General features: G+C 32.5%; 17 protein-coding genes. 4 read left to right on the top strand and 13 right to left on the bottom strand.

What is annotated here, in order from left to right:
- Positions 1–50 precede the first annotated feature (50 nt).
- Both E0F91_RS00215 and truA read right to left on the bottom strand, forming a co-directional pair.
- Complete coding sequence (locus E0F91_RS00215) at positions 51–1,805, bottom strand: ABC transporter ATP-binding protein (protein ID WP_132064666.1); 1,755 nt, start codon at positions 1,803–1,805, stop codon at positions 51–53.
- A gap of 84 nt (positions 1,806–1,889) precedes the next feature.
- Positions 1,890–2,630: a tRNA pseudouridine(38-40) synthase TruA gene (gene truA, locus E0F91_RS00210; RefSeq protein WP_132064380.1), complete on the bottom strand. Its 741-nt coding sequence runs from the start codon at positions 2,628–2,630 to the stop codon at positions 1,890–1,892.
- A gap of 249 nt (positions 2,631–2,879) precedes the next feature.
- On the opposite strand from truA, the gene E0F91_RS00205 reads away from it, so the two are divergent.
- On the top strand, positions 2,880–3,377 hold the full coding sequence (locus tag E0F91_RS00205; protein WP_073353663.1) for a metallophosphoesterase family protein: 498 nt from the start codon (positions 2,880–2,882) through the stop codon (positions 3,375–3,377).
- Here the strand turns inward: E0F91_RS00205 and E0F91_RS00200 are convergent.
- The 3 genes from E0F91_RS00200 to E0F91_RS00190 form a co-directional block, all read right to left on the bottom strand.
- The gene (locus E0F91_RS00200; protein ID WP_132064379.1) at positions 3,352–5,079 is read right to left on the bottom strand and encodes a tetratricopeptide repeat-containing sensor histidine kinase; all 1,728 of its coding nucleotides are present in this window, start codon (positions 5,077–5,079) and stop codon (positions 3,352–3,354) included. The genes E0F91_RS00205 and E0F91_RS00200 overlap by 26 nt on opposite strands.
- A 180-nt stretch (positions 5,080–5,259) precedes the next feature.
- Complete coding sequence (locus E0F91_RS00195; protein WP_132064378.1) at positions 5,260–5,922, bottom strand: response regulator; 663 nt, start codon at positions 5,920–5,922, stop codon at positions 5,260–5,262.
- A gap of 162 nt (positions 5,923–6,084) precedes the next feature.
- Entirely contained in the window at positions 6,085–6,498 is a 414-nt protein-coding gene (locus E0F91_RS00190; RefSeq protein WP_132064377.1) for a DUF4293 family protein, read from the bottom strand.
- A gap of 181 nt (positions 6,499–6,679) precedes the next feature.
- Between E0F91_RS00190 and rho the strand changes: the two genes are divergently transcribed.
- Both rho and E0F91_RS00180 read left to right on the top strand, forming a co-directional pair.
- Positions 6,680–8,437, top strand: coding sequence for a transcription termination factor Rho (gene rho, locus E0F91_RS00185; protein ID WP_132064376.1), 1,758 nt, complete (start codon positions 6,680–6,682; stop codon positions 8,435–8,437).
- Positions 8,438–8,618: 181 nt separating this feature from the next.
- Positions 8,619–10,067, top strand: a complete 1,449-nt coding sequence (locus tag E0F91_RS00180) for an IS1182 family transposase (RefSeq protein WP_132064375.1) — start codon at positions 8,619–8,621, stop codon at positions 10,065–10,067.
- Positions 10,068–10,293: 226 nt separating this feature from the next.
- Here the strand turns inward: E0F91_RS00180 and E0F91_RS00175 are convergent, their stop codons facing one another.
- From E0F91_RS00175 to E0F91_RS00160, 4 genes are all read right to left on the bottom strand, one after another.
- Complete coding sequence (locus tag E0F91_RS00175; RefSeq protein WP_132064374.1) at positions 10,294–11,550, bottom strand: RsmB/NOP family class I SAM-dependent RNA methyltransferase; 1,257 nt, start codon at positions 11,548–11,550, stop codon at positions 10,294–10,296.
- Between the two features lie 184 nt (positions 11,551–11,734).
- Positions 11,735–13,720: a KUP/HAK/KT family potassium transporter gene (locus E0F91_RS00170; RefSeq protein ID WP_132064373.1), complete on the bottom strand. Its 1,986-nt coding sequence runs from the start codon at positions 13,718–13,720 to the stop codon at positions 11,735–11,737.
- Between the two features lie 115 nt (positions 13,721–13,835).
- Positions 13,836–15,797: a KUP/HAK/KT family potassium transporter gene (locus E0F91_RS00165; RefSeq protein WP_132064372.1), complete on the bottom strand. Its 1,962-nt coding sequence runs from the start codon at positions 15,795–15,797 to the stop codon at positions 13,836–13,838.
- A gap of 119 nt (positions 15,798–15,916) precedes the next feature.
- Positions 15,917–17,323 carry a hypothetical protein gene (locus tag E0F91_RS00160; protein WP_132064371.1) on the bottom strand — a complete coding sequence of 469 codons (1,407 nt, stop codon included), beginning with the start codon at positions 17,321–17,323 and terminating at the stop codon, positions 15,917–15,919.
- A gap of 116 nt (positions 17,324–17,439) precedes the next feature.
- Here E0F91_RS00160 and E0F91_RS00155 point away from each other — a divergent pair, with 116 nt between their 5' ends.
- Positions 17,440–18,501 (top strand): sialidase family protein, encoded by a 1,062-nt coding sequence (locus E0F91_RS00155; RefSeq protein WP_132064370.1) that lies wholly within the window; start codon positions 17,440–17,442, stop codon positions 18,499–18,501.
- 68 nt (positions 18,502–18,569) lie between these two features.
- Here the strand turns inward: E0F91_RS00155 and E0F91_RS00150 are convergent, their stop codons facing one another.
- The 4 genes from E0F91_RS00150 to E0F91_RS00135 all read right to left on the bottom strand — a co-directional run bounded on the left by E0F91_RS00150 (position 18,570) and on the right by E0F91_RS00135 (position 21,238).
- Positions 18,570–19,025 carry a sensor of ECF-type sigma factor gene (locus tag E0F91_RS00150; protein WP_132064369.1) on the bottom strand — a complete coding sequence of 152 codons (456 nt, stop codon included), beginning with the start codon at positions 19,023–19,025 and terminating at the stop codon, positions 18,570–18,572.
- Between the two features lie 42 nt (positions 19,026–19,067).
- Complete coding sequence (locus tag E0F91_RS00145; protein WP_132064368.1) at positions 19,068–19,481, bottom strand: hypothetical protein; 414 nt, start codon at positions 19,479–19,481, stop codon at positions 19,068–19,070.
- 31 nt (positions 19,482–19,512) lie between these two features.
- Positions 19,513–20,055 (bottom strand): RNA polymerase sigma factor, encoded by a 543-nt coding sequence (locus tag E0F91_RS00140; protein WP_132064367.1) that lies wholly within the window; start codon positions 20,053–20,055, stop codon positions 19,513–19,515.
- 61 nt (positions 20,056–20,116) lie between these two features.
- On the bottom strand, positions 20,117–21,238 hold the full coding sequence (locus tag E0F91_RS00135) for an SRPBCC family protein (RefSeq protein ID WP_132064366.1): 1,122 nt from the start codon (positions 21,236–21,238) through the stop codon (positions 20,117–20,119).
- Between the last annotated feature and the right edge of the window lie 500 nt (positions 21,239–21,738).

Raw genomic sequence — 21,738 nt, 5'->3', positions numbered from 1 at the left:
AAACAAAGAACGAGTGGTTTTATATATTGGAATTGCATTATGAACAATTCTTAAATTGCCACTGAAAACTGCGAATCATATAAGTTTTTATAGTACCCTTTTTCACGATTAATTAATTCTTGGTGGGTGCCTTGTTCTACGATCAGTCCTTTATCCATTACCACAATTTTGTCCGCATTGACAATAGTGGCAAGTCGATGTGCAATTACAATTGAAGTTCTGCCTTTTGTAATGGTTTCGGTAGCGCGTTGAATCAATTCTTCGGAGTAGGTATCTATTGAAGAAGTCGCTTCGTCCAGAATCAAAATACTAGGATTACTCACATACGCTCTTAAGAAAGCAATCAATTGACGTTGACCTGAAGAAAGCATTACACCACGCTCTTTTACATCAAAGTCATAATTATCGGGTAAACTCATAATAAATTCATGAACACCAATTTTCTTGGCTGCAGCCAAAACTTGTTCCCGACTAATTTCAGGATTATTCAAAGTGATGTTATTAAAGATAGTGTCAGCAAATAGGAAAACATCTTGTAAAACAACAGCAATTTGTTTTCGTAAGGAACCCAATGTATAATTCTCAATATTATGATTATCAATGTAAATAGAACCGCTGTTAATTTCGTAAAAACGATTCAGTAAATTAATGATTGTAGATTTTCCAGCTCCTGTAGAACCTACAATAGCAACGGTTTGACCTGCGTTCACCTCAAGGTCAATTCCTTTTATTACTTCCTCATCTGGAATATAACCAAAACGAACTTTCTTGAACTTTATATCTCCTTTAAATACAGGTGCTTCAATGATTCCGGTATCCTGTATTTGATCTTCCGTATCCAAAATATCAAAAACACGATTCGCTGCAATCATTCCTAATTGCATTTCGTTGAATTTATCAGCAATTTGGCGCAAAGGATTAAACAACATTCCAATAAACATGGTGTAAGAAAATAAATCTCCAAAAGTGGTAAAATTATCCCCGTTTAATATCTTAATTCCACCGTACAATACAATAAAACCAAGTGTTAGGGATGAAATAATATCAGCAATAGGGAAGAAGATGGAGTTGTAAAGAATGGTTTTTATCCACGCTTTTTTGTGCTTATAATTGATGTCTTTGAATTTTTCATACTCAATTTTTTCACGGTTAAAGAGCTGCACAATCTTCATTCCTGTTACCCGTTCTTGAACAAAGGAGTTCATGTTGGCAATCTGATTTCGAACTTCCTCAAAAGCTACTTGCATTTTTCTTTGAAATATTCTTGTAAAAAAAACCAAAACCGGCATCGCAACAATTACAATCCAAGTCAGTTTCCAGTTCATGTAAAACATAAAAAGCAATACCACGAGCATTTTCATCAAGTCACTTATAATCATGAAGAGTCCCTGACTGAAAATTCTTGCAATAGATTCAATATCTGATACAGAACGTGTTACGAGTTGCCCAACAGGAACGTGATCAAAGTATTTCATTCGGAAACTCAAAATGTGTTGAAACAGTTTAGTCCGAATGTCTTTCACTATATCTTGACCCAACCAGTTAGCCCAAAAAACAAAGTAAAATTGAGAGAATACCTCCAGTAAAAGTACAATTCCCATCAATACCACATAAAGTAATAATCCCTGTTGGTCTTGGGTAGCGATATATCCATCTACGGTTTGTTTCAATAAATACGGACGCAATGCCGCAAATACAGATAAGGAGATGGCGAATACAATCACGCCATTGAACCGCCATTGATAGGGTTTTGTAAATTTTAATATTCGTTTGAATAATCTAGTATCAAATGCTTTTGCTTTCATTTTTTTTGGAGCTATTCCTGCTATTCGTTGCAATCTATTTTGTTTTTAAAGAAAAAACAAATAGGATTTTCACTTCTATCAGGGCTATTGCGTAATGTATTCGTATTCTATTTTGGTCAAATATAAACCATGCGCCGGAACCGAAAAACCTGCTTTATCTCTGTTTTTACTTTTTATAATGGCCGTGAAATCAGCCAAGGTAATTTTATGTAATCCCACGTTTACTAATGTTCCCACAATCGCACGGACCATATTTCGCAAAAAACGATTTGCCGAAATAGTAAAAATTAAGGTATTTTTTTCTTGCTTCCAATTAGCTTCAAAAATAGTGCAGTCAAATGTGTTTACATCGGTATTGACTTTTGAAAAACATTGAAAATCAACATGTTTAAATAGTAATTGCGCCGCTTCATTCATCAAATCGAGATCTAACTTTTGATGGAAATACCAGCTTTGTTCTTGCGAAAAAACATCTTTGAATGTGTTGATATGGTATTCATAGGTTCTTTTTGAAGCGTCGAAACGTGCATGTGCATCGGCATGAACTGGAATAATGGTATAAATTACTATGTCTTTGGGCAAGTAAGAGTTCAGTTTATGTACTAAACTCACAAGATCAAATGGTTTTTCAAAATCAAAGTGAGCATACATTTCTTTAGCATGTACACCAGTATCTGTTCTTCCAGCTCCCATGAGATTTAAAGTCGTATTTAATACTACCGAAAATGCTTTGTTCATCGTTTCTTGAACTGAAGCGGCATTGGGTTGGTATTGCCATCCATGGTATTGTGTTCCGTTATAAGCTAATTTGACGAAATATCTCAAGTGATTTTTTTTGAAGCTACAAAGATACTTATTAATTTTTTTGATAGAAAGGGACAAGTGTCAAAGTTTGTTAAGTTTCTGTTTGATTTTTTATTTGGATTGCGAATGTTTATTTTTACCACAAAATACTAGTCCTGATGGTAGTGAAAATCCTTGTTCTCTATTTTTTAATAGACAACAAGATTGTAGCGGATAGCGGGACACGAGCAAAGCGAACTGGCGAAACAAATAGCCCTTAAAAAAACAATTTTGAAAAAAATACTTCTACTTTCCGATACCCACAGTCATATTGACGATACAATTTTAAAATACGTTGCACAGGCTGATGAAGTTTGGCATGCGGGTGATATAGGCGATTTAGCCGTAACGGATAGCATCAAAAAGCTAAAACCCTTGCGCTGTGTCTATGGGAATATAGACGATGCAACAGCTCGAATGGAGTTTCCTCTGCACAATCGCTTTAAGTGTGAAGGGGTAGAGGTTTGGATTACGCACATTGGCGGGTATCCTGGGAAATATAATCCGAATATCAAATCAGAAATGGAATTGAATCCGCCAAAATTATTTATTTGTGGACATTCTCACATCCTCAAAGTGATGTTCGATAAAAAATTCAATCTTTTGCACATGAATCCGGGTGCAGCCGGAAAAAGTGGTTTTCACCAAGTACGAACTATGCTGCGCTTTGTGATTGAGGGCGACAAAATCAAAGATTTGGAAATTATTGAGATTGAAAAACGGGTTTGATTATTTTTTTCTGATAAGTTATAGGAACATTTATAGTAATAGATGTGCCTAAATTAGGCTTAGAATTTATTTCCACCGTTCCTCTAAGATGATTAAGTCGCGCTTTAATTTGATTGAGTCCAAAACCTTCTAGAATATTAAATTTATTAGAATCAAATCCCTTTCCGTTATCTATAATAGTAATCTGTAGCGATTCATTATTTTCCTGTATGCTTAATTTAGCTTGTCTTGCTTCACTGTGTTTTATGATGTTATTGAGTAGCTCCATGATGATGAAATAAATTTTTATTTCAAAATCCTCATCATAACGGGTTTTTCTATTTAAGCAACTTGAATAGTCAAATTGAAGAATAGAACTCGAATTTTTTTCGCATAAATCATCTAAAGCGTCAAATAAGCCAAATCGGGCTAAAAGGGATGGCATTAGTTCGTGGGATAAATCTCGAACTTGGTCATGGGCTTCTTCTAAAATCGCTTTGGTTTTAATTATTTCTTTCGATGAAGATTCATTTTGCGAGATACAAGCATGAAGATGCATTCCAGCTGAGGACAGCAAGGCGCTAATGTTATCGTGTAAAAATGAAGCAATTTTTTTTCGTTCTAATTCTTGGCCGTTTATGGAGGCGTTGATCAAGTTCTCTTGGACTTTGCTTCTTAGGTCTTTTAATTTATTTTTGTGCCTTAGTTGTGCATTTTGGGAGTAGAAATAGAATAGAATAAAGAGCAATAGCAGAATAGCGATTAATACAATAACAATTTTTTTATTTTTGGATTGTTCTTCTAATAATATAGATTCTTTGGTTTTAAACTCGTTTTCTATTTTATCAATTTCTCTTTTGTATTCGTCAATTTGAAGATTAATGCCAGCGACATTAGCTTTATTGATTTTTTCTTCACTGTTTAATTCTTCTGTAATTTTATTGAAAAGGGCGAGGTTTTTATAGGCGCTTTCATAATCTCCAGTTTTTAATAAAAACTTAGAAAATTCATAATGGGAATAGGATAAGTCAGACTTTTCGTTTCCTGCATTTCCTAATTTGATTGCATTTTTAAAATAAAAATTGGCTTTTTTGCTATCGTTTTTGTAATTATAATACATTCCATTAAGCATGTTTAATGCAACAATTGTAGAAACATCACCATGTTTATTGTGGTGTTTGTTGATGTATTTTAAATAAGGAAGACCTGCTTCATAGCGATTAATATCAAAATAAGCCCATGTCAAATTAAGTTTTGTAAAAACTATTTGTGCAGAATCCTTTATTTTAGTGCTGTACTGTAACGATTTTTTATAGTAGAATATTCCTTTTTCGTATTGCTTTTTATCAAAACAATAAATATTACCTAAATTGTTGTTCAACCAGTTTTTTAGAACGTCATTGTTGGTTTTGTTAGCATAAATTAAGCCTTTGTTGTAATAGTAAAAAGCTTTGTCTGTTTCTGATAATTGGTCAAAATTTGCAGCAATAGTATTGTAAGAACTAGCAATAAGGTCATTGTCTTTCAAACGAATAGCCATGTTTAATGCAACTCTTGATTTTATCAATGATTTCTCATAGCTACCCTTTTTTAATAATTCATTGGCTTCTTTGGCAATGGATACCGCATTATTTTTTGAAGGGAGTTTCGTCTGTGCTATAATACTAAAAGAAGAAATATTCGATACGAACAGCAATAAAATAAGAATGTGTTTCAGCGGCATAAATTTCTTTATTTTAATCTTTAGGGTCCAATTGGTTTTAGTTTTTGGTTACCTCATTTTATTTTAAAAATATTTTTTGATCCTTTTATATTCAGGAAAATTTTATTTCAAAAAATTATTTGTTAGAAATACTGTAGATTTAATTTCTATAAAGTAGATCATTATACAGCTGGAGCCAATTCAAGATTTGATTAATTTATGTTTAATGGCATATTTGACAAGGCTTATCGAGTTTTTAGCATCTAGTTTTTTCATTATGTTTTTTCGATGAGTTTCTACGGTGTTGACACTTATGAATAGTTGGTCGCTAATTTCTTTTCCGCTTAATTCAAGTGAAATTAAGATGATGATTTCTAATTCTCTTTCGGTTAAAATTAAGTTTCCTTTAAGTTCGGGTTTGATTAATTTTGGATTGTCCTTGGCAACAGTGCTAAATATTTTCTCTCTTACCGCCTTACAAAAATATTCTTCTCCATTTGTAACCGCCAAAATTGCTTCGATAATATTTTCACCAGCACATTTTTTTGTCAAATAACCACTGCTGCCTAATTTCATAACTTCTTTTATTATCCTCAAATCATCGTGACTTGATAAAATAATAATTTTACAAGGGAATCCTTTTTGGGCAAACTCTTTGATAACTTCAATTCCGTCTTTTTCTGGCATGTTTATATCCAGAATTAGAATATCTGATTTGTTGTTTAGCACTTCATCGTACAAATTAGTGCCATTAATAGAAAACCCTACGACCTCAAATGCAGGATTGGTATGAAGTAAAGTTCTAATTCCATCCATAAGGATTTGATGGTCGTCAGCAAGATGAATTCGTATTTTATTTAACATATTGGGATTCTTATTGCCAAATTTATAAAAAATAAATAGCAATTTATTGTTTTTATAAGATTTTTATTGTCTTTATTAATAAAGTTTAACTTTCAGGACACAAAAAAACCCGAATTTTTACATTCGGGTTTCCTTCGCACTAATAAACTAAAATTTATAGGTTTACCTCAATCTATCCACAGATTTTACAAGATCTTCATCCTTTTTGATGGCCTTATTAGCTAAAACTAATAATACGACAACAACTGCAGGCAGAAACATCCCAATACCTTTCTCAGAAACAACGGGTGTTTCTCCAGATACGTTTAGTGAACGATATACAAACAATCCTAATAAAATCAAATTTAATATGATATTCAATCTGCCAATAACAAACTGATTTTGTCTTTTTTTATAGGAAACGATACTTAAAACCGTTAGCGTGGTACTCAGCCCCAATAGTATAGTGTACAATTGGCTTTGCATAAAATAGTACTCTTTACCTTCGGCTACTGTCCATAAAGGAACAAAAAAAAGTAAAATGCCAGTAACTACAAAAGCAAGAAGTAAATAAATGGTTTGAATTCTTTGTATCATTTGTTAAATATGTTTTACAAAAATATATTTTCTTTTTTTAAAATACTATTGTCTGATTGAATTTTATTCGTATTATTGCATCATAATTCCGTAAGCACTTCATACTGCGGTTGATTCAATTTAAAGTTTACTACCTATCTTTTACATTATTCCAAAAATTAATTAAACTCATAGAACATTCATGTTTGATATTTCTGCATTAAAAGAAATGAAGCTTTCTGAGCTTCAAGAAATAGCTAAATCAGCTAAAACCATAAAATTTAACGGTGTAAAAAAAGAGACTTTAATTGGTCACATATTAGAGCATCAAATGGCTAACGGTGATACTAAAGTAAATACAATAGCAGAAAGTGTTCTTGAAGATGATAAACCTAAAAGAGTTCGTATTGTTCCTATTAAAAAGGCAGCAATCCAGAAATCACAGGAAAGTCCTTTATTTGAATCCCAAGAAAATGTAGTAGAGGATACGGTTGCAGTAGAAAATAATTCTCCTGAGGAAGTATTTACAGTTCAAGAAGAACCAGTAGTTATAGTAAAGTCTGGTGCTGAAGAGAAAAAAGTTGGAAAGGTGATTAAGTTTAATAAATCAGCTTACGAGAAAAAAATTGCTTTAAAAAAGGATAAAGACGAAGTAAAGGAAACTGCAAAAGAGGAAGATGCTGCAGTAGAAATAACTACTGAAGAAAAAGTCGAAGCAGTGGTACCTGCCAAAAAAATAAATCCAAACCAGTTGCACAAGCAGAATCCAAATCCAAATGGGAATGGAAATCAAAATCCCAATTTTAAAAACAAGAAAAGTAATTTTGCTGCTTCTGATTTTGAATTTGATGGAATTATAGAAAGTGAAGGCGTTCTAGAAATGATGCCTGACGGATACGGTTTTTTACGTTCTTCGGATTATAATTATTTGGCTTCGCCAGATGATATTTATTTATCAACTTCTCAAATTAGATTGTTTGGTCTTAAAACCGGCGATACCGTAAAAGGTGTGGTTCGTCCACCAAAAGAAGGAGAGAAATTTTTTCCATTAGTACGCGTTTTAAAAATTAATGGACATGATCCTCAAGTGGTTCGTGACAGAGTTTCATTCGAACATTTAACACCAGTATTTCCATCAGAAAAATTCAAATTAGCTGAAAAACAAAGTACTATTTCAACTAGAATTATCGATTTGTTTTCGCCAATAGGAAAAGGACAAAGAGGTATGATTGTAGCGCAACCCAAAACAGGTAAAACGATGTTGCTTAAGGAAATTGCCAACGCAATTGCGGCAAATCATCCTGAAGTCTATTTAATTGTTTTACTAATTGATGAACGTCCGGAGGAGGTTACTGACATGCAACGCAGTGTGCGTGGTGAAGTAATTGCTTCTACTTTTGATAGAGAACCACAAGAACATGTTAAAATTGCTAATATCGTTCTTGAAAAAGCAAAACGTTTGGTAGAATGCGGTCATGATGTAGTGATTCTATTGGATTCCATTACACGTTTAGCCAGAGCTTATAATACTGTTCAACCTGCATCAGGTAAAGTATTAAGTGGTGGTGTGGATGCAAATGCATTACAGAAACCAAAACGTTTCTTTGGTGCTGCCCGTAATGTAGAAAATGGAGGTTCCTTAAGTATAATTGCCACTGCATTAACAGAAACTGGTTCAAAAATGGACGAGGTTATTTTCGAAGAATTTAAAGGGACTGGTAATATGGAACTGCAATTGGATAGAAAAATTGCCAATAAACGTATTTTCCCAGCAATCGATTTGACATCGTCAAGTACCAGACGCGATGATATGTTATTGGATCCAAAAACATTACAAAGAATGTGGATTATGCGTAAATACCTTTCAGATATGAATCCTATTGAAGCGATGGATTTCATTAATGATCGTTTCAAGAAAACGAAGAACAATGAAGAGTTCTTAATTTCAATGAATGATTAATAAATAGTTTATAATTGGAAAAAGATTAAACTGAAAAAATAATAATACAAAAAAAGTCCTCGAAATTTTCGAGGGCACTGAAAAAGTCTTTCTAATAAATAGACACATAAAAAGGAGTAGATATCTATGGATTTCTACTCCTTTTTTCTTATATTTATGTCTAATTATACGTGTTTTTTAGATGTTAGTACAACAACAAACAATACAATTCAGCGAGTATTCTTCGTTGTATGATTTAATAGTTCCAAAAGAAAATCTATTAAGAAAAATCAATGATTTGATTGATTTTTCTTTTATTTACGATGAGTTGTTAAATAAGTACTGTACCAATAATGGGCGAATGGCAGAAAGTCCCGTTCGTATGTTTAAATATTTACTACTTAAAACAATCTATACTGTTTCCGATATTGATGTCGTGGAACGTTCTCAATATGATATGTCCTTCAAATATTTTTTGGATATGAATCCAGAAGATGACGTTATCAATCCGAGTTCGTTAACAAAATTTAGAAAACTACGTCTAAAGGATACCGACCTACTAAATCTATTGATAAACAAAACAGTCACCATTGCTATCGAAAAAGGTATTATTCGGTCGAAGTCTATCATCGTTGATGCCACACATACTTTATCAAGATCCAATCCATTTTTAGCCATCGATGTATTGAGAGAACGTTCCAAGCTACTACGAAAAACAGTATACAGCTTTGAGCAGGAATTCAAAGAACATATGCCAGAAAAAAATACCGATAATGACTTAGAAAAGGAACTAGCTTATTGTAAAGATTTGGAAAGACGCATTGAAAATGAGCTGTCAATAAGTTCGATTCCAGCTGTGAAAGAGAAATTAAATCTACTCAAAGAAACTGTAGAAGACACTCAAGAAAATTTTACCTTATCAAAAGATACAGATGCTAAAACGGGTCATAAATCCGCTGATAGTTCTTTCTTTGGATATAAGACTCACTTGGCGATGACCGAGGAGCGCATCATTACAGCGGCTGTAGTCACATCTGGCGAAAAAGGAGATGGACCGGAATTACCTAAACTTTTAGCGATTAGTCAAGAAAACGGAATTGATGTTGATACTATTATCGGCGATGGAGCCTATTCAGGGAAAGAAAACCTTAAACTCACAAGTAAGCTAAACATTAAAGTAGTAGCTAGATTAAATCCTTCCATAACACAAGGATTTAGAAAAGACGAAGATAAATTTGATTATAATAAAGATGCCGATAGATTTGTTTGCCCTGCTGGTCATATGGCCATACGAAAGGCTCGCCAAGGTAAAAAAAATATTGGAACCAATCAAATACAAACCTACTATTTTGATGTGGAAAAATGTAAGACCTGCTCTTTAAAAGAGGGTTGTTATAAAGATGGATCCAAGACAAAAACATATTCAGTATCGATAAAATCTGACTTACACCAAGACCAAATTGCCTTTCAAGAAACTGAATATTACAAAGAAAAAACAAAACATCGATACAAGATAGAAGCGAAAAATAGTGAGTTAAAAAATGTACATGGTTATGATAGAGCGATATCATATGGTCTTTGCAATATGCAAATGCAGGGAGCAATAGCAATTTTCACAGTCAACTTAAAAAGAATACTGAAATTAATGTAGAAAAATAAAAGCTACATGTGCAGTAAGCAGAATGAACTTATAAAAGTGAAAAATCGACTCATACAACCTAATAAAAAACAGTTTTAAAAATAAAAACGCTCATAACGGATATTTAAAATCCTGTTATAAGCGTTTTTTTATTGTCTAAAAAGCGTCTCTAATCAAACCAAGAGATGTTTTTCAGTGCCCTCAAATTTTCGAGGACTTTTTTTGTAAATTCTAAAATCTATTCTATTTCTTTTTGAACTCTTTTTTCTTTTTGCTCTGAACTTTCTTTTCGTTCCAATAAAGCCATATAAAACCCGTCAAAACCAGATTCTGAAGCTAATATTTTTTGGTCTTTAATGAAATTGAATTGTTTGCCAATTTCGGTTGTCAGAAAACGTTTTACCTGTTCTTGATTCTCGGATGGTAATATAGAGCAAGTAGCATATACTAGTTTTCCTCCTGGTTTTACAATTTTAGAATAACTTTCTAGAACTTCCGATTGTACTTTACGAATGTTGTCGATGAATTCAGGTTTCAATTTCCATTTAGCATCTGGGTTTCTTTTGAGAACTCCTAAACCGCTACAAGGGGCATCAATTAATACACGATCTGCTTTTTCATGTAATTTTTTGATAATTTTTGTGGAGTCAATAATGCGGTATTCAATATTGAAAGCGCCATCTCTTTTAGCTCTAATTTTAAGTTGCTTCAATTTGCTTTCGTACAAATCCATAGCAATTAATTGTCCTTTGTTTTCCATCAAAGAAGCAATATGTAACGTTTTTCCACCAGCACCAGCACAGGTATCAACAACACGCATTCCTGGTTTTACGTCAAGGAACGCAGCTACTAATTGTGAATTGGCATCTTGAACTTCAAAAAAACCTTGTTTAAAAGCATCAGTTAAAAACACATTAGCTCTTTCTTTAAGTACTAAAGCGTCAGGTTGATTTTTTAAAGTATCTGTCTCAATGTTTAAATCCATCAAAATAGCACGAAGCGCTTCTCTTGTAGTTTTAAGTGTATTGACTCTGAGAATTACTTTAGCAGGCTGGTTTTGAGCTGCTATTTCAGTTGCCCAAACTTTCTCTCCTAATTCTTGTACTCCCAATTCATCCATCCAGTCCGGAATAGATTCTTTTAAAGCTCTCACTTTAGAAAGTTCGTCAAAACGACCTTTTATTTTTCGTTCTGGTGTTCCTTCTAACTGACGCCAATCTGGAATAGGATAGCCTCTTAAAACTGCCCAAACAGAAAACATTCTCCAAAGATTGTCTCTGTCAAATGGTTCTTTTACTTCAGCTATTTCTGCGTATAATCTTTTCCAACGTACAATTTCGTAGATGGTTTCGGCTACAAACTTTCTGTCAGAGCTTCCCCAACGTTTGTCTTTTTTTAAGGATCTTGCAACCACTTTATCAGCATATTCACCCTCGTTAAAAATGGCGTTTAATGCATCTATTGTTGTGTAAACTAAATTTCTGTGTAATCTCATTTTAAATAATTGAGGTGCAAAGGTAGGTTTTTTTTATGTGAATTTTTGTATTTGTGGTTTAGGAGTTTGCACAGGTGCTTCTCGAAAATTATTGGATTTTGTATGAAAACAATAAAGTTTTTTTCTTCATCAGAAAAAAACTTTACTTGGTAATGTGTATAAGAGAAAAATTGATGCAATAAAATCACATGTTGCTATTTGATTTTTCTATCCTCTTCATATTGATAATTTCCGGCGGATGCAGCACCATAGGAAATTGTTCCACTTTTACGGAACTATTGTCTAAGCCAAACGCTTTTCCTTCAGATAGACTGAATTTTTTCAAAACGAAATAGGTGTTCATGACAATTTTTTCAAAGAAAGTTAAATCACTATCATTTGAAAGGAACTTTTCGGATAATACAAATTTAAAATCCCCTATAATATTGTTTTTATTTAAAGATTCATAACGACTGGAGATGTCCATTTCGCCTTTGCTAACCATATCCTTAATAACTTCTTTAAACATTAAATTGATTTTTGTGGGTTCTCTAAAACCCAAATAAAAATCAACTCGATATAAATCATCTTTTAAAATTTCGGTTACTCGGTATTCTTTTTTGTAAGGTTCGTTTAGCACATTTACATGTATAAACCAATAAATATCCGCTCTTTTCGGTCTTTTACGAAGGATTGAATACATTACCTTTTCTTCAATTTCATCAGATCGGGTTGCATTTGTCATATACACTAAGTGCGTGGCGTATTTCGGTATTGTTTCATCATGACTCAATTCACCAAGTACCTTTGTATAATCATCAATTTTGACAATTTGTGTGTAATTTTTACTGATTTTTTTAGCCAAAAACCACGTGCTCATTATGAATATCATGAATATTGCTACGAATAAAGTTACATATCCACCTTCCATAAATTTGGAAATATTAGCGTATAAAAAGCCAATTTCTATGGTTGCATACAGGGTAATTAACGGCGTCAAAAAATACCATTTGACTCTTTTCATTATCAAATAGTAATTCAATAACGTTGTTGTCATCATCATTCCAAGAATTATAGAAAGACCATAAGCATGCTCCATATTTTTGGATTCTTTGAAATATAAAATGATTCCAACACAACCCACAAAAAGCAGCCAGTTAATAGAAGGAATGTATAATTGTCCTTTAACATCAGTTGGATAATTGATTTTTACTTTTGGCCAAAAATTCAAACGCATTGCCTCATTGATCAATGTAAAGGAACCGCTTATTAAGGCTTGTGAAGCAATAATGGCAGCAAATGTGGCGATTACAATTCCGATGGGTTGAAACCAGTCGGCCATGATTAAATAAAAGGGATTGTGATTTGAACTTCCTAATTGTGCCAATGTTTTTCCTTCATGCATTAGTAAAAATGCTCCTTGGCCAAAATAATTAAGTATTAAAGTGGTTTTTACAAAAATCCAACTTACTCTGATATTGCGTCGTCCGCAATGTCCCATGTCCGAATAAAGTGCCTCGGCGCCCGTAGTACATAAGAATACGGCTCCTAGTATAAGAAATCCTTCGCCAGCATTATCTGAGGTTAATAATTTATAGCCGTAATATGGATTGATCGCTTTGAATATTTCAATATTTTTAAAAATTTGGATGCATCCTAAAATTCCAAGCATAGAAAACCACACTAACATGGTAGGTGAAAAAAACTTACTTACCAGTTTAGCTCCAAATTGTTGAATACTGAACAGTATAAAAAGTATAGCGATAACAATAGGTATTGTTGGTATATCCGGTTTAAAGATATGCAGTCCTTCAACTGCAGAAGATATTGAAATTGGGGGTGTTATAATGCCTTCGGCTAATAGTAGACTTCCTCCAATGATGGCAGGAACGATTAACCATTGAATTTTAGTTTTTTTTACTAAAGAGTATAGAGAGAAAATTCCTCCTTCGCCATGGTTATCTGCATTTAAAGTAATGATTACATACTTTAATGTGGTTTGTAAAGTCAATGTCCATAAAATACAGGATAATCCACCTAATATTAATTGCTTGTTTATGGCATGTTCTCCAATAATGGATTTCATTACATATAATGGTGAAGTACCAATGTCGCCATATATAATTCCTAACGTAATCAATAGTCCAGCAGCAGAAAGTTGGCTGTGGATGTTTTTATGCGAAGTGCCCATGAAAATTTTTTAAAAAACTTTTCAAAGTTACTATTTTAGAATAAATTAACAGTGATTTATGTAAGAAAGAAAAATAAAACACGGTTTTAAGGCCGTGTTTAAATTATTTGAATCATTATTTAACTCTTGTCAGACCTATTTTTTCAGGTGCATGGAGAACCATTGGGAATTTTTCTACTTTTACTGAACTACTGTCCAGACCAAAAGCTCTTTCTTCGGATAAACTTAATTTTTTAATTAAGAAATAAGAATTCATAATTATTTTTTCATGCCATCTCAAGTCGCTATCATTAGAAAGAAATTTTTCGGATAAAACAAATTTGAAGTCACCGATGATGTTGTTTTTATTCAAAGATTCGTATCTACTTGTAATATCCATTTCGCCTTTTTGTACCATATCCTTAATAACTTCTTTAAACATTAAGTTGATTTTTGTAGGTTCTCTAAATCCTAAATTAAAGTCTACACGGTACAAATCATCTTTAACAATTTCGGTAACTTTATATTCAGTTTTGTATGGCTCCGTTAAAATATTGACATGAACAAACCAATATATATCCGCTCTTTTAGGTCTTTTTTGCAAAATGGAATACATTACTTTTTCTTCTATTTCGTCTGTTCTTCCGGCATTAGTCATGTAAACTAAATGTGTTGCATATTTAGGAATCGTTAAATCAGCACTTAATTCGACCAGAACTTTTTTGTAATCCTCAATTTTAACAATTTTCGTATAACTCTTATTGATTTTTTTAGCTAAGTACCAAATCGTCATAATACTGATTAAAGTAATTGCTATAAAAAGCGTTACATAACCACCATCAGCAAATTTCGTGATATTTGCTGCTAGAAAACTAAATTCAATTACTAGATAAATCGTTATTAACGGTATGATGAAATAGAGCTTTACTCTTTTCATTATCAAATAAAAATTAAGTAAAATAGTGGTCATAATCATGCATAAAATAATTGCTAAGCCATAGGCATGCTCCATATTGCTTGATTCTTCAAAGTGTAATACGATTCCAACACAACCTAAAAACAGCAACCAGTTTATTGATGGAATGTATAATTGTCCTTTTAATTCTGTAGGATATTTGATTTTTACTTTGGGCCAAAAATTCAATCGCATTGCCTCATTTATCAACGTAAAAGAGCCACTTATTAATGCTTGCGAAGCAATTACTGCAGCCAGCGTAGCGATTACAATTCCTATTGGTTGAAACCAATCGGGCATTATGAGGTAAAAAGGATTTCCGTTTTTTCCACCCAAACTTTGCAATGTTTCTCCTTCGTGATGAATTAAATAAGCGGCTTGACCAAAATAATTAAGTACTAAAGCTGTTTTTACAAAAATCCAACTGATTCTAATATTTTTTCGTCCGCAATGTCCCATATCCGAATATAAGGCTTCAGCTCCGGTGGTACAAAGGAATACAAAACCTAAAACAAAAAATCCTTCTGGATGAATCGTTAATAAATGGTAGGCATAATAAGGGTTGACGGCTTTTAAAACCTCAGTGTTTTGTGAAATTTGAGTAATTCCTAAAATAGCAAGCATTCCAAACCAAATGAGCATCATAGGAGCGAAAAATTTACCAACTAATTTTGTTCCAAATTGCTGTATGGCAAATAGTATAAATAAAATACCTATGACAATTGGGATTGTGTTTATTTCAGGATAATAGGTTCTAATTCCTTCTACTGCAGACGATACTGAGATAGGAGGAGTAATTATTCCATCAGCGAGTAAAGCACTTCCTCCGATTATTGCGGGGACAATTAACCATTGGATTTTTGTCTTTTTGACTAAAGCATACAATGCAAAAATCCCACCTTCACCATGATTGTCAGCACTTAAAGTAATGATGACATACTTGATGGTTGTTTGTAAAGTAAGTGTCCAAAAGACACAGGAGATTCCGCCTAAAACAATATCAGCATTTATAATATGATCTCCAAGAATGGCTTTCATTACATACAAGGGAGAAGTTCCAATATCCCCGTAAATTATTCCTAATGAAATTAATAATCCACCTAATGTCCATTTACTATGGAGGTTTTTGTGTGAAGGGCTCATGAAATTTTTTTTAAAAAACTGGTCAAATCTACACTTTTAAATGTAAATTAAGTGTTTTTTACATAGTAAAAAAAACACGGCTTGTCGGGCCGTGTTTTTTGTTTTATAGGGAAGAGTTTTTAAGATCTTCTATCGTTGTTTCTGGAAGAATTACCTCTTTGACTTTCTGTTCTTTGAGGTGCTGATTCTCTCGAAGAATTCCCTCTGTTTTGTGATTCTGCTCTTTGTGGTGCTGCTTGTCTGGAAGGACTAGTTCTGTTTTGAGAATAGTCTCTCTGAGAATTTCCTTTTTGAAGTGCTGCCTGAGCAGAAGGATTAGTTCTGTTTTGCGAATACTCTCTCTGAGAATTTCCTCTTTGAGGTGCTGCCTGAGCAGAAGGATTAGTTCTGTTTTGAGCATACTCTCTCTGAGAATTTCCTCTTTGAGGTGCTGCCTGAGCAGAAGAATTAGTTCTGTTTTGAGCATACTCTCTCTGAGAATTTCCTCTTTGAGGTGCTGTCTGAGCAGAAGGATTAGTTCTGTTTTGAGCATACTCTCTCTGAGAATTTCCTCTTTGAGGCGCTGTCTGAGCAGAAGGATTAGTTCTGTTTTGAGCATACTCTCTCTGAGAATTTCCTCTTTGAGGCGTTGCCTGAGTAGAAGAATTAGTTCTGTTTTGAGAATAATCTCTTGCCGAAGCTGATCTTTGCGATACAACTCCTCTAGAAGTACTCGTTCTGTTTAGAGCATTATCTCTTGAGGCAGTTGCTCTTCTATTAGAATATCCATTATCATTTCTAGAAACTCTTCTCTGATCTAATTCATAACGATTGGCAACATTAGCGTTTCTTCGTGAGAATGAATAGTTCGGATTTTGTCTTTCGTATCCATTGGAACGTCTTGAATTATATAAAACAACTGCTCGATTGCTTCTTCGATAATTTACATAATTATAATTGTTGTTAATATTCAAATTAATATTAATGTTATTTCTGTAACGGAAAACTGGAAATGGATTCCATGCATAATAATAGGAAGGATAATAGCCCCAGTTCCAAGTGGAGTAATATGGACGATAGTTAGGTGACCAAAATGAAGCATAAATTATAGGAGTACTGTAATAAACAGGCTCATAAATATAATTTTCACCATACATGAATACATCTCCTACTACTTGAACATGAATTTTATTATTTCTGTCTTTTTCCACATCAATTGTAGCCACATCTTGGTATACATCTTGATCAATTACGGATTGAACAATGATTAAGTGTGTCCTGTTTTCCACGGTTTCAATAACCCGTAAATAATCAACTTCATTATCATTATTTAAATCTAAATTTGATATCTGAAGTTTAGGATCATTCAAGCGTCTTTCAAAATCCTGTAGGTCTCTTGATTCTCCAAAAATAGAAGCAACAGCTCTCAAATCAAGATTGTCACTGATTTCGGCATTCATGGCATTTACTGATGTTCTATCTTGCGCTTGTATTTGTGTTGCGAAAACAGAAGTCAATAGACTCAATAATAGTAGTTTCGTTTTCATAATAAATTGGATTAAGTTTTCCTTTTTTTTCAATATCCAATTACTGTGCCAATTAATATTAGTCTCTTTCTGTATTTATATTATTAATTGTAAATTAGCGCTAAAAAGTACAAAAAATGAAAAATATCTTTTTAATTTTATTAGGTTCAGTAGTGTTTTTGTCTTGTAAATCAGGTATGTATGAATCTTTGAATTCGAATAATATTAATTTTCAATTCGTAAAAATTGATACATTGTTCCAGGATAAAATAAGTATCAGAGCGATTCAAATAGATAAAAATAAAATTTGGTATGCAGCTGATAAGGGAAGATATGGTTTTTATAATTTGGATACCAATCTAAAAACAGAAAACACAATCACCAAGGATTCTCTAAAACTTGAATTTAGAAGTATTGCTCAAACAGCGAAGCATATTTTTATTTTGAATGTTGCAAATCCTGCATTGTTGTACCAAATTTCAAAAGACAGTAAGGAAACAAAAATAGTGTACCAAGAAAATCATGAGAAAGTCTTTTACGACAGTATGCAGTTTTGGGATGAAAAAGAAGGAATAGCTATGGGAGATCCAATTGCTGATTGTCTGAACATTATTACGACACGGGATGGAGGGAATTCATGGAATAAAATCCCTTGTGATAAATTACCAAAAGTAAGGGATGGTGAAGCTGCTTTTGCGGCAAGCAATACTAATGTAGTTATCAAAGCGAACCATACGTGGATTGTTTCCGGTGGAAAAAAATCGAGGGTTTTTTATTCCTCAGATAGAGGAAATAGTTGGACGGTTTATGATACTCCGATTGTACAAGGTAAAGCAATGACCGGAATTTTTACGGCTGATTTTTATGATGCAAATATTGGATTTATTGCTGGAGGCGATTATGAAATCAAGAATCAGAACTTCTCTAATAAAGCCAGTACAATTGATGGAGGTAAAACATGGAATCTTGTGGCCGATAATCAAGGTTTTGGGTATGCATCTTGTGTGCAGTATGTTCCTGAAAGTAATGGCAAAGGACTTGTGACTGTTGGGACTTCAGGAATTTATTATTCTAATGATGGTGGGGCTTCATGGAAACAATTGGCAACGGATTCCACTCTGAACACAATTCGTTTTTTAGATCAAAATACCGCAATTGCTGCTGGTCAAAATAAAATAATCCGTATCAACTTTAAATAAAAAAACCTAAGCATTAGATTTTTATCCGATGCTTAGGTTTTTGGTTGAACTAATAATAGGTACGGTACTTATTTTTGGCCTTTATTGCGGTACTGATGGAGTAATTTTCTATTGAAATCTTCTTCAGCCTTCCTCAGCTTAATTATTTTTACCGAAGGCAAAACAGCTCGCAAATTTTGAGTGAATTTTTTTCGAAGTAAAAATAATTCTTCTTCGGTATCTTCTATTTGAGCTAAGAAATTATTTGCTTCTTTTTCTGAAATTTTGTCTAATGAGCCATCACCCATTCTTTTCATAAAAGCACGCATTTTTTGATGTCTTAATTCAAATTGTTTGTCATCAAATGTGTTGTAAAGTGGCCAGAATTTTTCAGCTTCATTACCTGTAAAATCAAGTTCAGTTGTGAAAAAAGCTACTTTCAACGCTTTTATTTTTTCTTTTTTTTCTTTCATACTTTCGCCTTGAGCGTAAAAGCTGAATGAAACGAAGAATAATAATATGGGTAATAATTTTCTAACGATCATTTTGTTGTTTTTTAATTAAAGCTTAAAAAGCATGTTTGTTATTTACTCTAAAATAAGATTTTCCAGATTTGAATTTCCAGACAATAAATCTTCTATCGCTTCGTCTTCTATAGCAATACTTGTATTCATGTTGTTGATATCTTCCGTTTCTAGACCACTTATCAAATCATATTGATTAACATTAGATTGATAGGTTATGTAATTTTCTAATTCAGTTGAATCCAACTCATTGATGCTGGCAGATGAATAATTAAAAATTGGAATCATAAGCGCAAGTACCAGAATGGCTGCCACCATCAAAATTAAATTTTTCCTTTTCTGAAAAATAGAAATAACTTTTGGTTCACTCGCAGGCAATTGCTGCATCATTTTGACTGAAAAATTTTCAAAATAATGATCGGGTGTTTTAAAACCAGGTTCAATTTTAGACTTATTTTCTAATTTAAATGTTTTCATATTCTTTTAGACAGAGTTATTGCAAAAAGGTTTAATTAGTGGTTACAAATGCTTCTATTTTTTTTACTGCAATATGATAGGATGCTTTTAATCCCCCAACTGAGGTTCCTAGTATTTCAGAAATAGCCTCATATTTGAGTTCTTCAAAATATTTCATTTTAAAAATTAGCTGTTGTTTTTCAGGGAGTAAAGCAATCGCTTTTTGTAATTTTAGTTGAATTTCATTTCCATCAAAAAAAACATCGGCTTCAAGGTTATCGATCGCTTTATTCTGTAATGTTTCTGATGAAACGCCATTTCTTTTTGATTTTTGTTTTAAAAAAGTCAGTGCCTCATTAGTTGCAATGCGGTACATCCATGAAAAGAGTTTACTGTCTCCTTTGAAATTTTTTAGATGTTGAAATATTTTAATAAAAGTATTTTGCAATATATCATCTGTATCGTCGTGATTCAAAACAATATTCCGAATGTGATTGTAAAGAGGTCTTTGATAATCCAATATTAACCTCTGAAACGCTTGGTTTTGTGTTTTAGGGTTTAATAGTTGATTTATAAATTCCTGTTCTTCTTGCAAAATTGTTTTTTAAAGGTTAGAATATAAGTTACTAAAAAGGTTTAATCGTTTAGTACTAGTTTTAAAATTCAGATTGCTCTTCCTCTTTGTTAATAGCAGGTGCAGGTATTTTTACAGCTTCAACTTTTTTAATTGTGGTAGGAATATAAGTGTTGACAGGAATCACTTTTGGTTTTATAGGGTAATATATTTCAGTGATCCATTTCGAAGGATTCTTAATTTCGGATCTGCTGATTTTGAACATTTCCAAATGTGAAAATGTAGGATCTACTATTATTTTATTAGAATTAATGTACCCCATTGCTTTATCCATCGCTTTTTTAATATGTGAGTAATCACCAGTTAAGGTTGTTTTTACAGCTTCAAAATTCTCTAGTTTTCCGGTTAAAATGTCACTGCCTGAACTTGTCAAAATTTGACTTTTTATGGGTATACAAAACGATATTCTAGCTAGACCATTTGATAAATCATAGGTGTGATAGAGTAAAAACGGTTTTCCATTGCGCTCGATATTGTTTTTATTACAGAAATCAATTATTTTAAAAAATACAATCCTTGAATTTTTGGTAACTTTAGAAAGTTTGCTAGTAAAGGTTTGTTTTAAATAATAAGTAGTTGGAATTTTTGTTAATCCGTCTACTTTTACTTTGTACGTGTTTATTTCAAAATCAAGGGTTTTGTCTAGCTTTGCTAAACTTTTTTCATACATAACCCCAATGATTTTGTCCATACCGCCGTTAAATGCTGTATATACTTTCATAGAAAAATTCATTTTGCCAATAGTCTTCCAGGTTACTTTTGTGCCACCAATCGTATCTTTAAAAGTCCAAAATACCGATGATGAAGTTCCATTATAGTCCATTATTTGCGAAATACTGTCATTCTCTTTTACAAAAATAGTTTTCATATTACCAGAACCGTCTTTTCCTTCCCAAGAATAGTTGGCGCCTGTCCCAATTGTTTTTATAGGATAGTTAATTTTTATTTCGGGATCTTCAGTAATCCAAGAACCAAAATCTTCCCAGTTCCTGAAATCATTTACAAAATTATATACGTTCGATTTTGGGGAATTTATGATTTGACTTCTTTCTACGGTAAAATCTCCTTTTTGAGTAGCTACAAAAATGGATAGCGCTACAAAACTAAGTAGTAGTAAAAGAAATAAATATTTTAAAATCCTCATAATACATTGGGTTTGTTAATTTCTGTAAAGTTAAAAATTTAATTTATAAGTCACAGAAAGTGTTAAATAAATATGTAAACCTTTTTTTTTGTGTAAAAGTGGCAATGCAATTCGATTTTTTTTATTCAGCTAGATTTAAATGGTTGGATAGGTACTTTTTTATTTATGGATACTATTGTAAAAGTAATGGTGTTTAAAAGTCTATTGTATTATTTTTAAGCAAATGAAATTTAATACTGTAAGTGTAGATTTGGGGTGAAATATTAACATGAAATTTTCGAAAGATAAATAAATAAAAAAGTCCACGCTAAGTAGACTTTGGACATTATTATTTATTTATCGCAAACTAACGTTTAAAGAATATTTTTATTAAGAACAAAATTCCAATAAAAACTCCAAATCCTATTAATATTTTATAATTCCCTTTATAAAATATCCTATGCAACGCTAAATCTTTTCGGTAGGCATATACCATCGCTATGACGAACGCAATAAAAAAA

It is taken from the genome of Flavobacterium sandaracinum, from assembly GCF_004349135.1.
GTDB classification, from domain to species: Bacteria; Bacteroidota; Bacteroidia; order Flavobacteriales; family Flavobacteriaceae; genus Flavobacterium; species Flavobacterium sandaracinum.
This window is presented reverse-complemented; position numbering and strand designations above follow the sequence as displayed.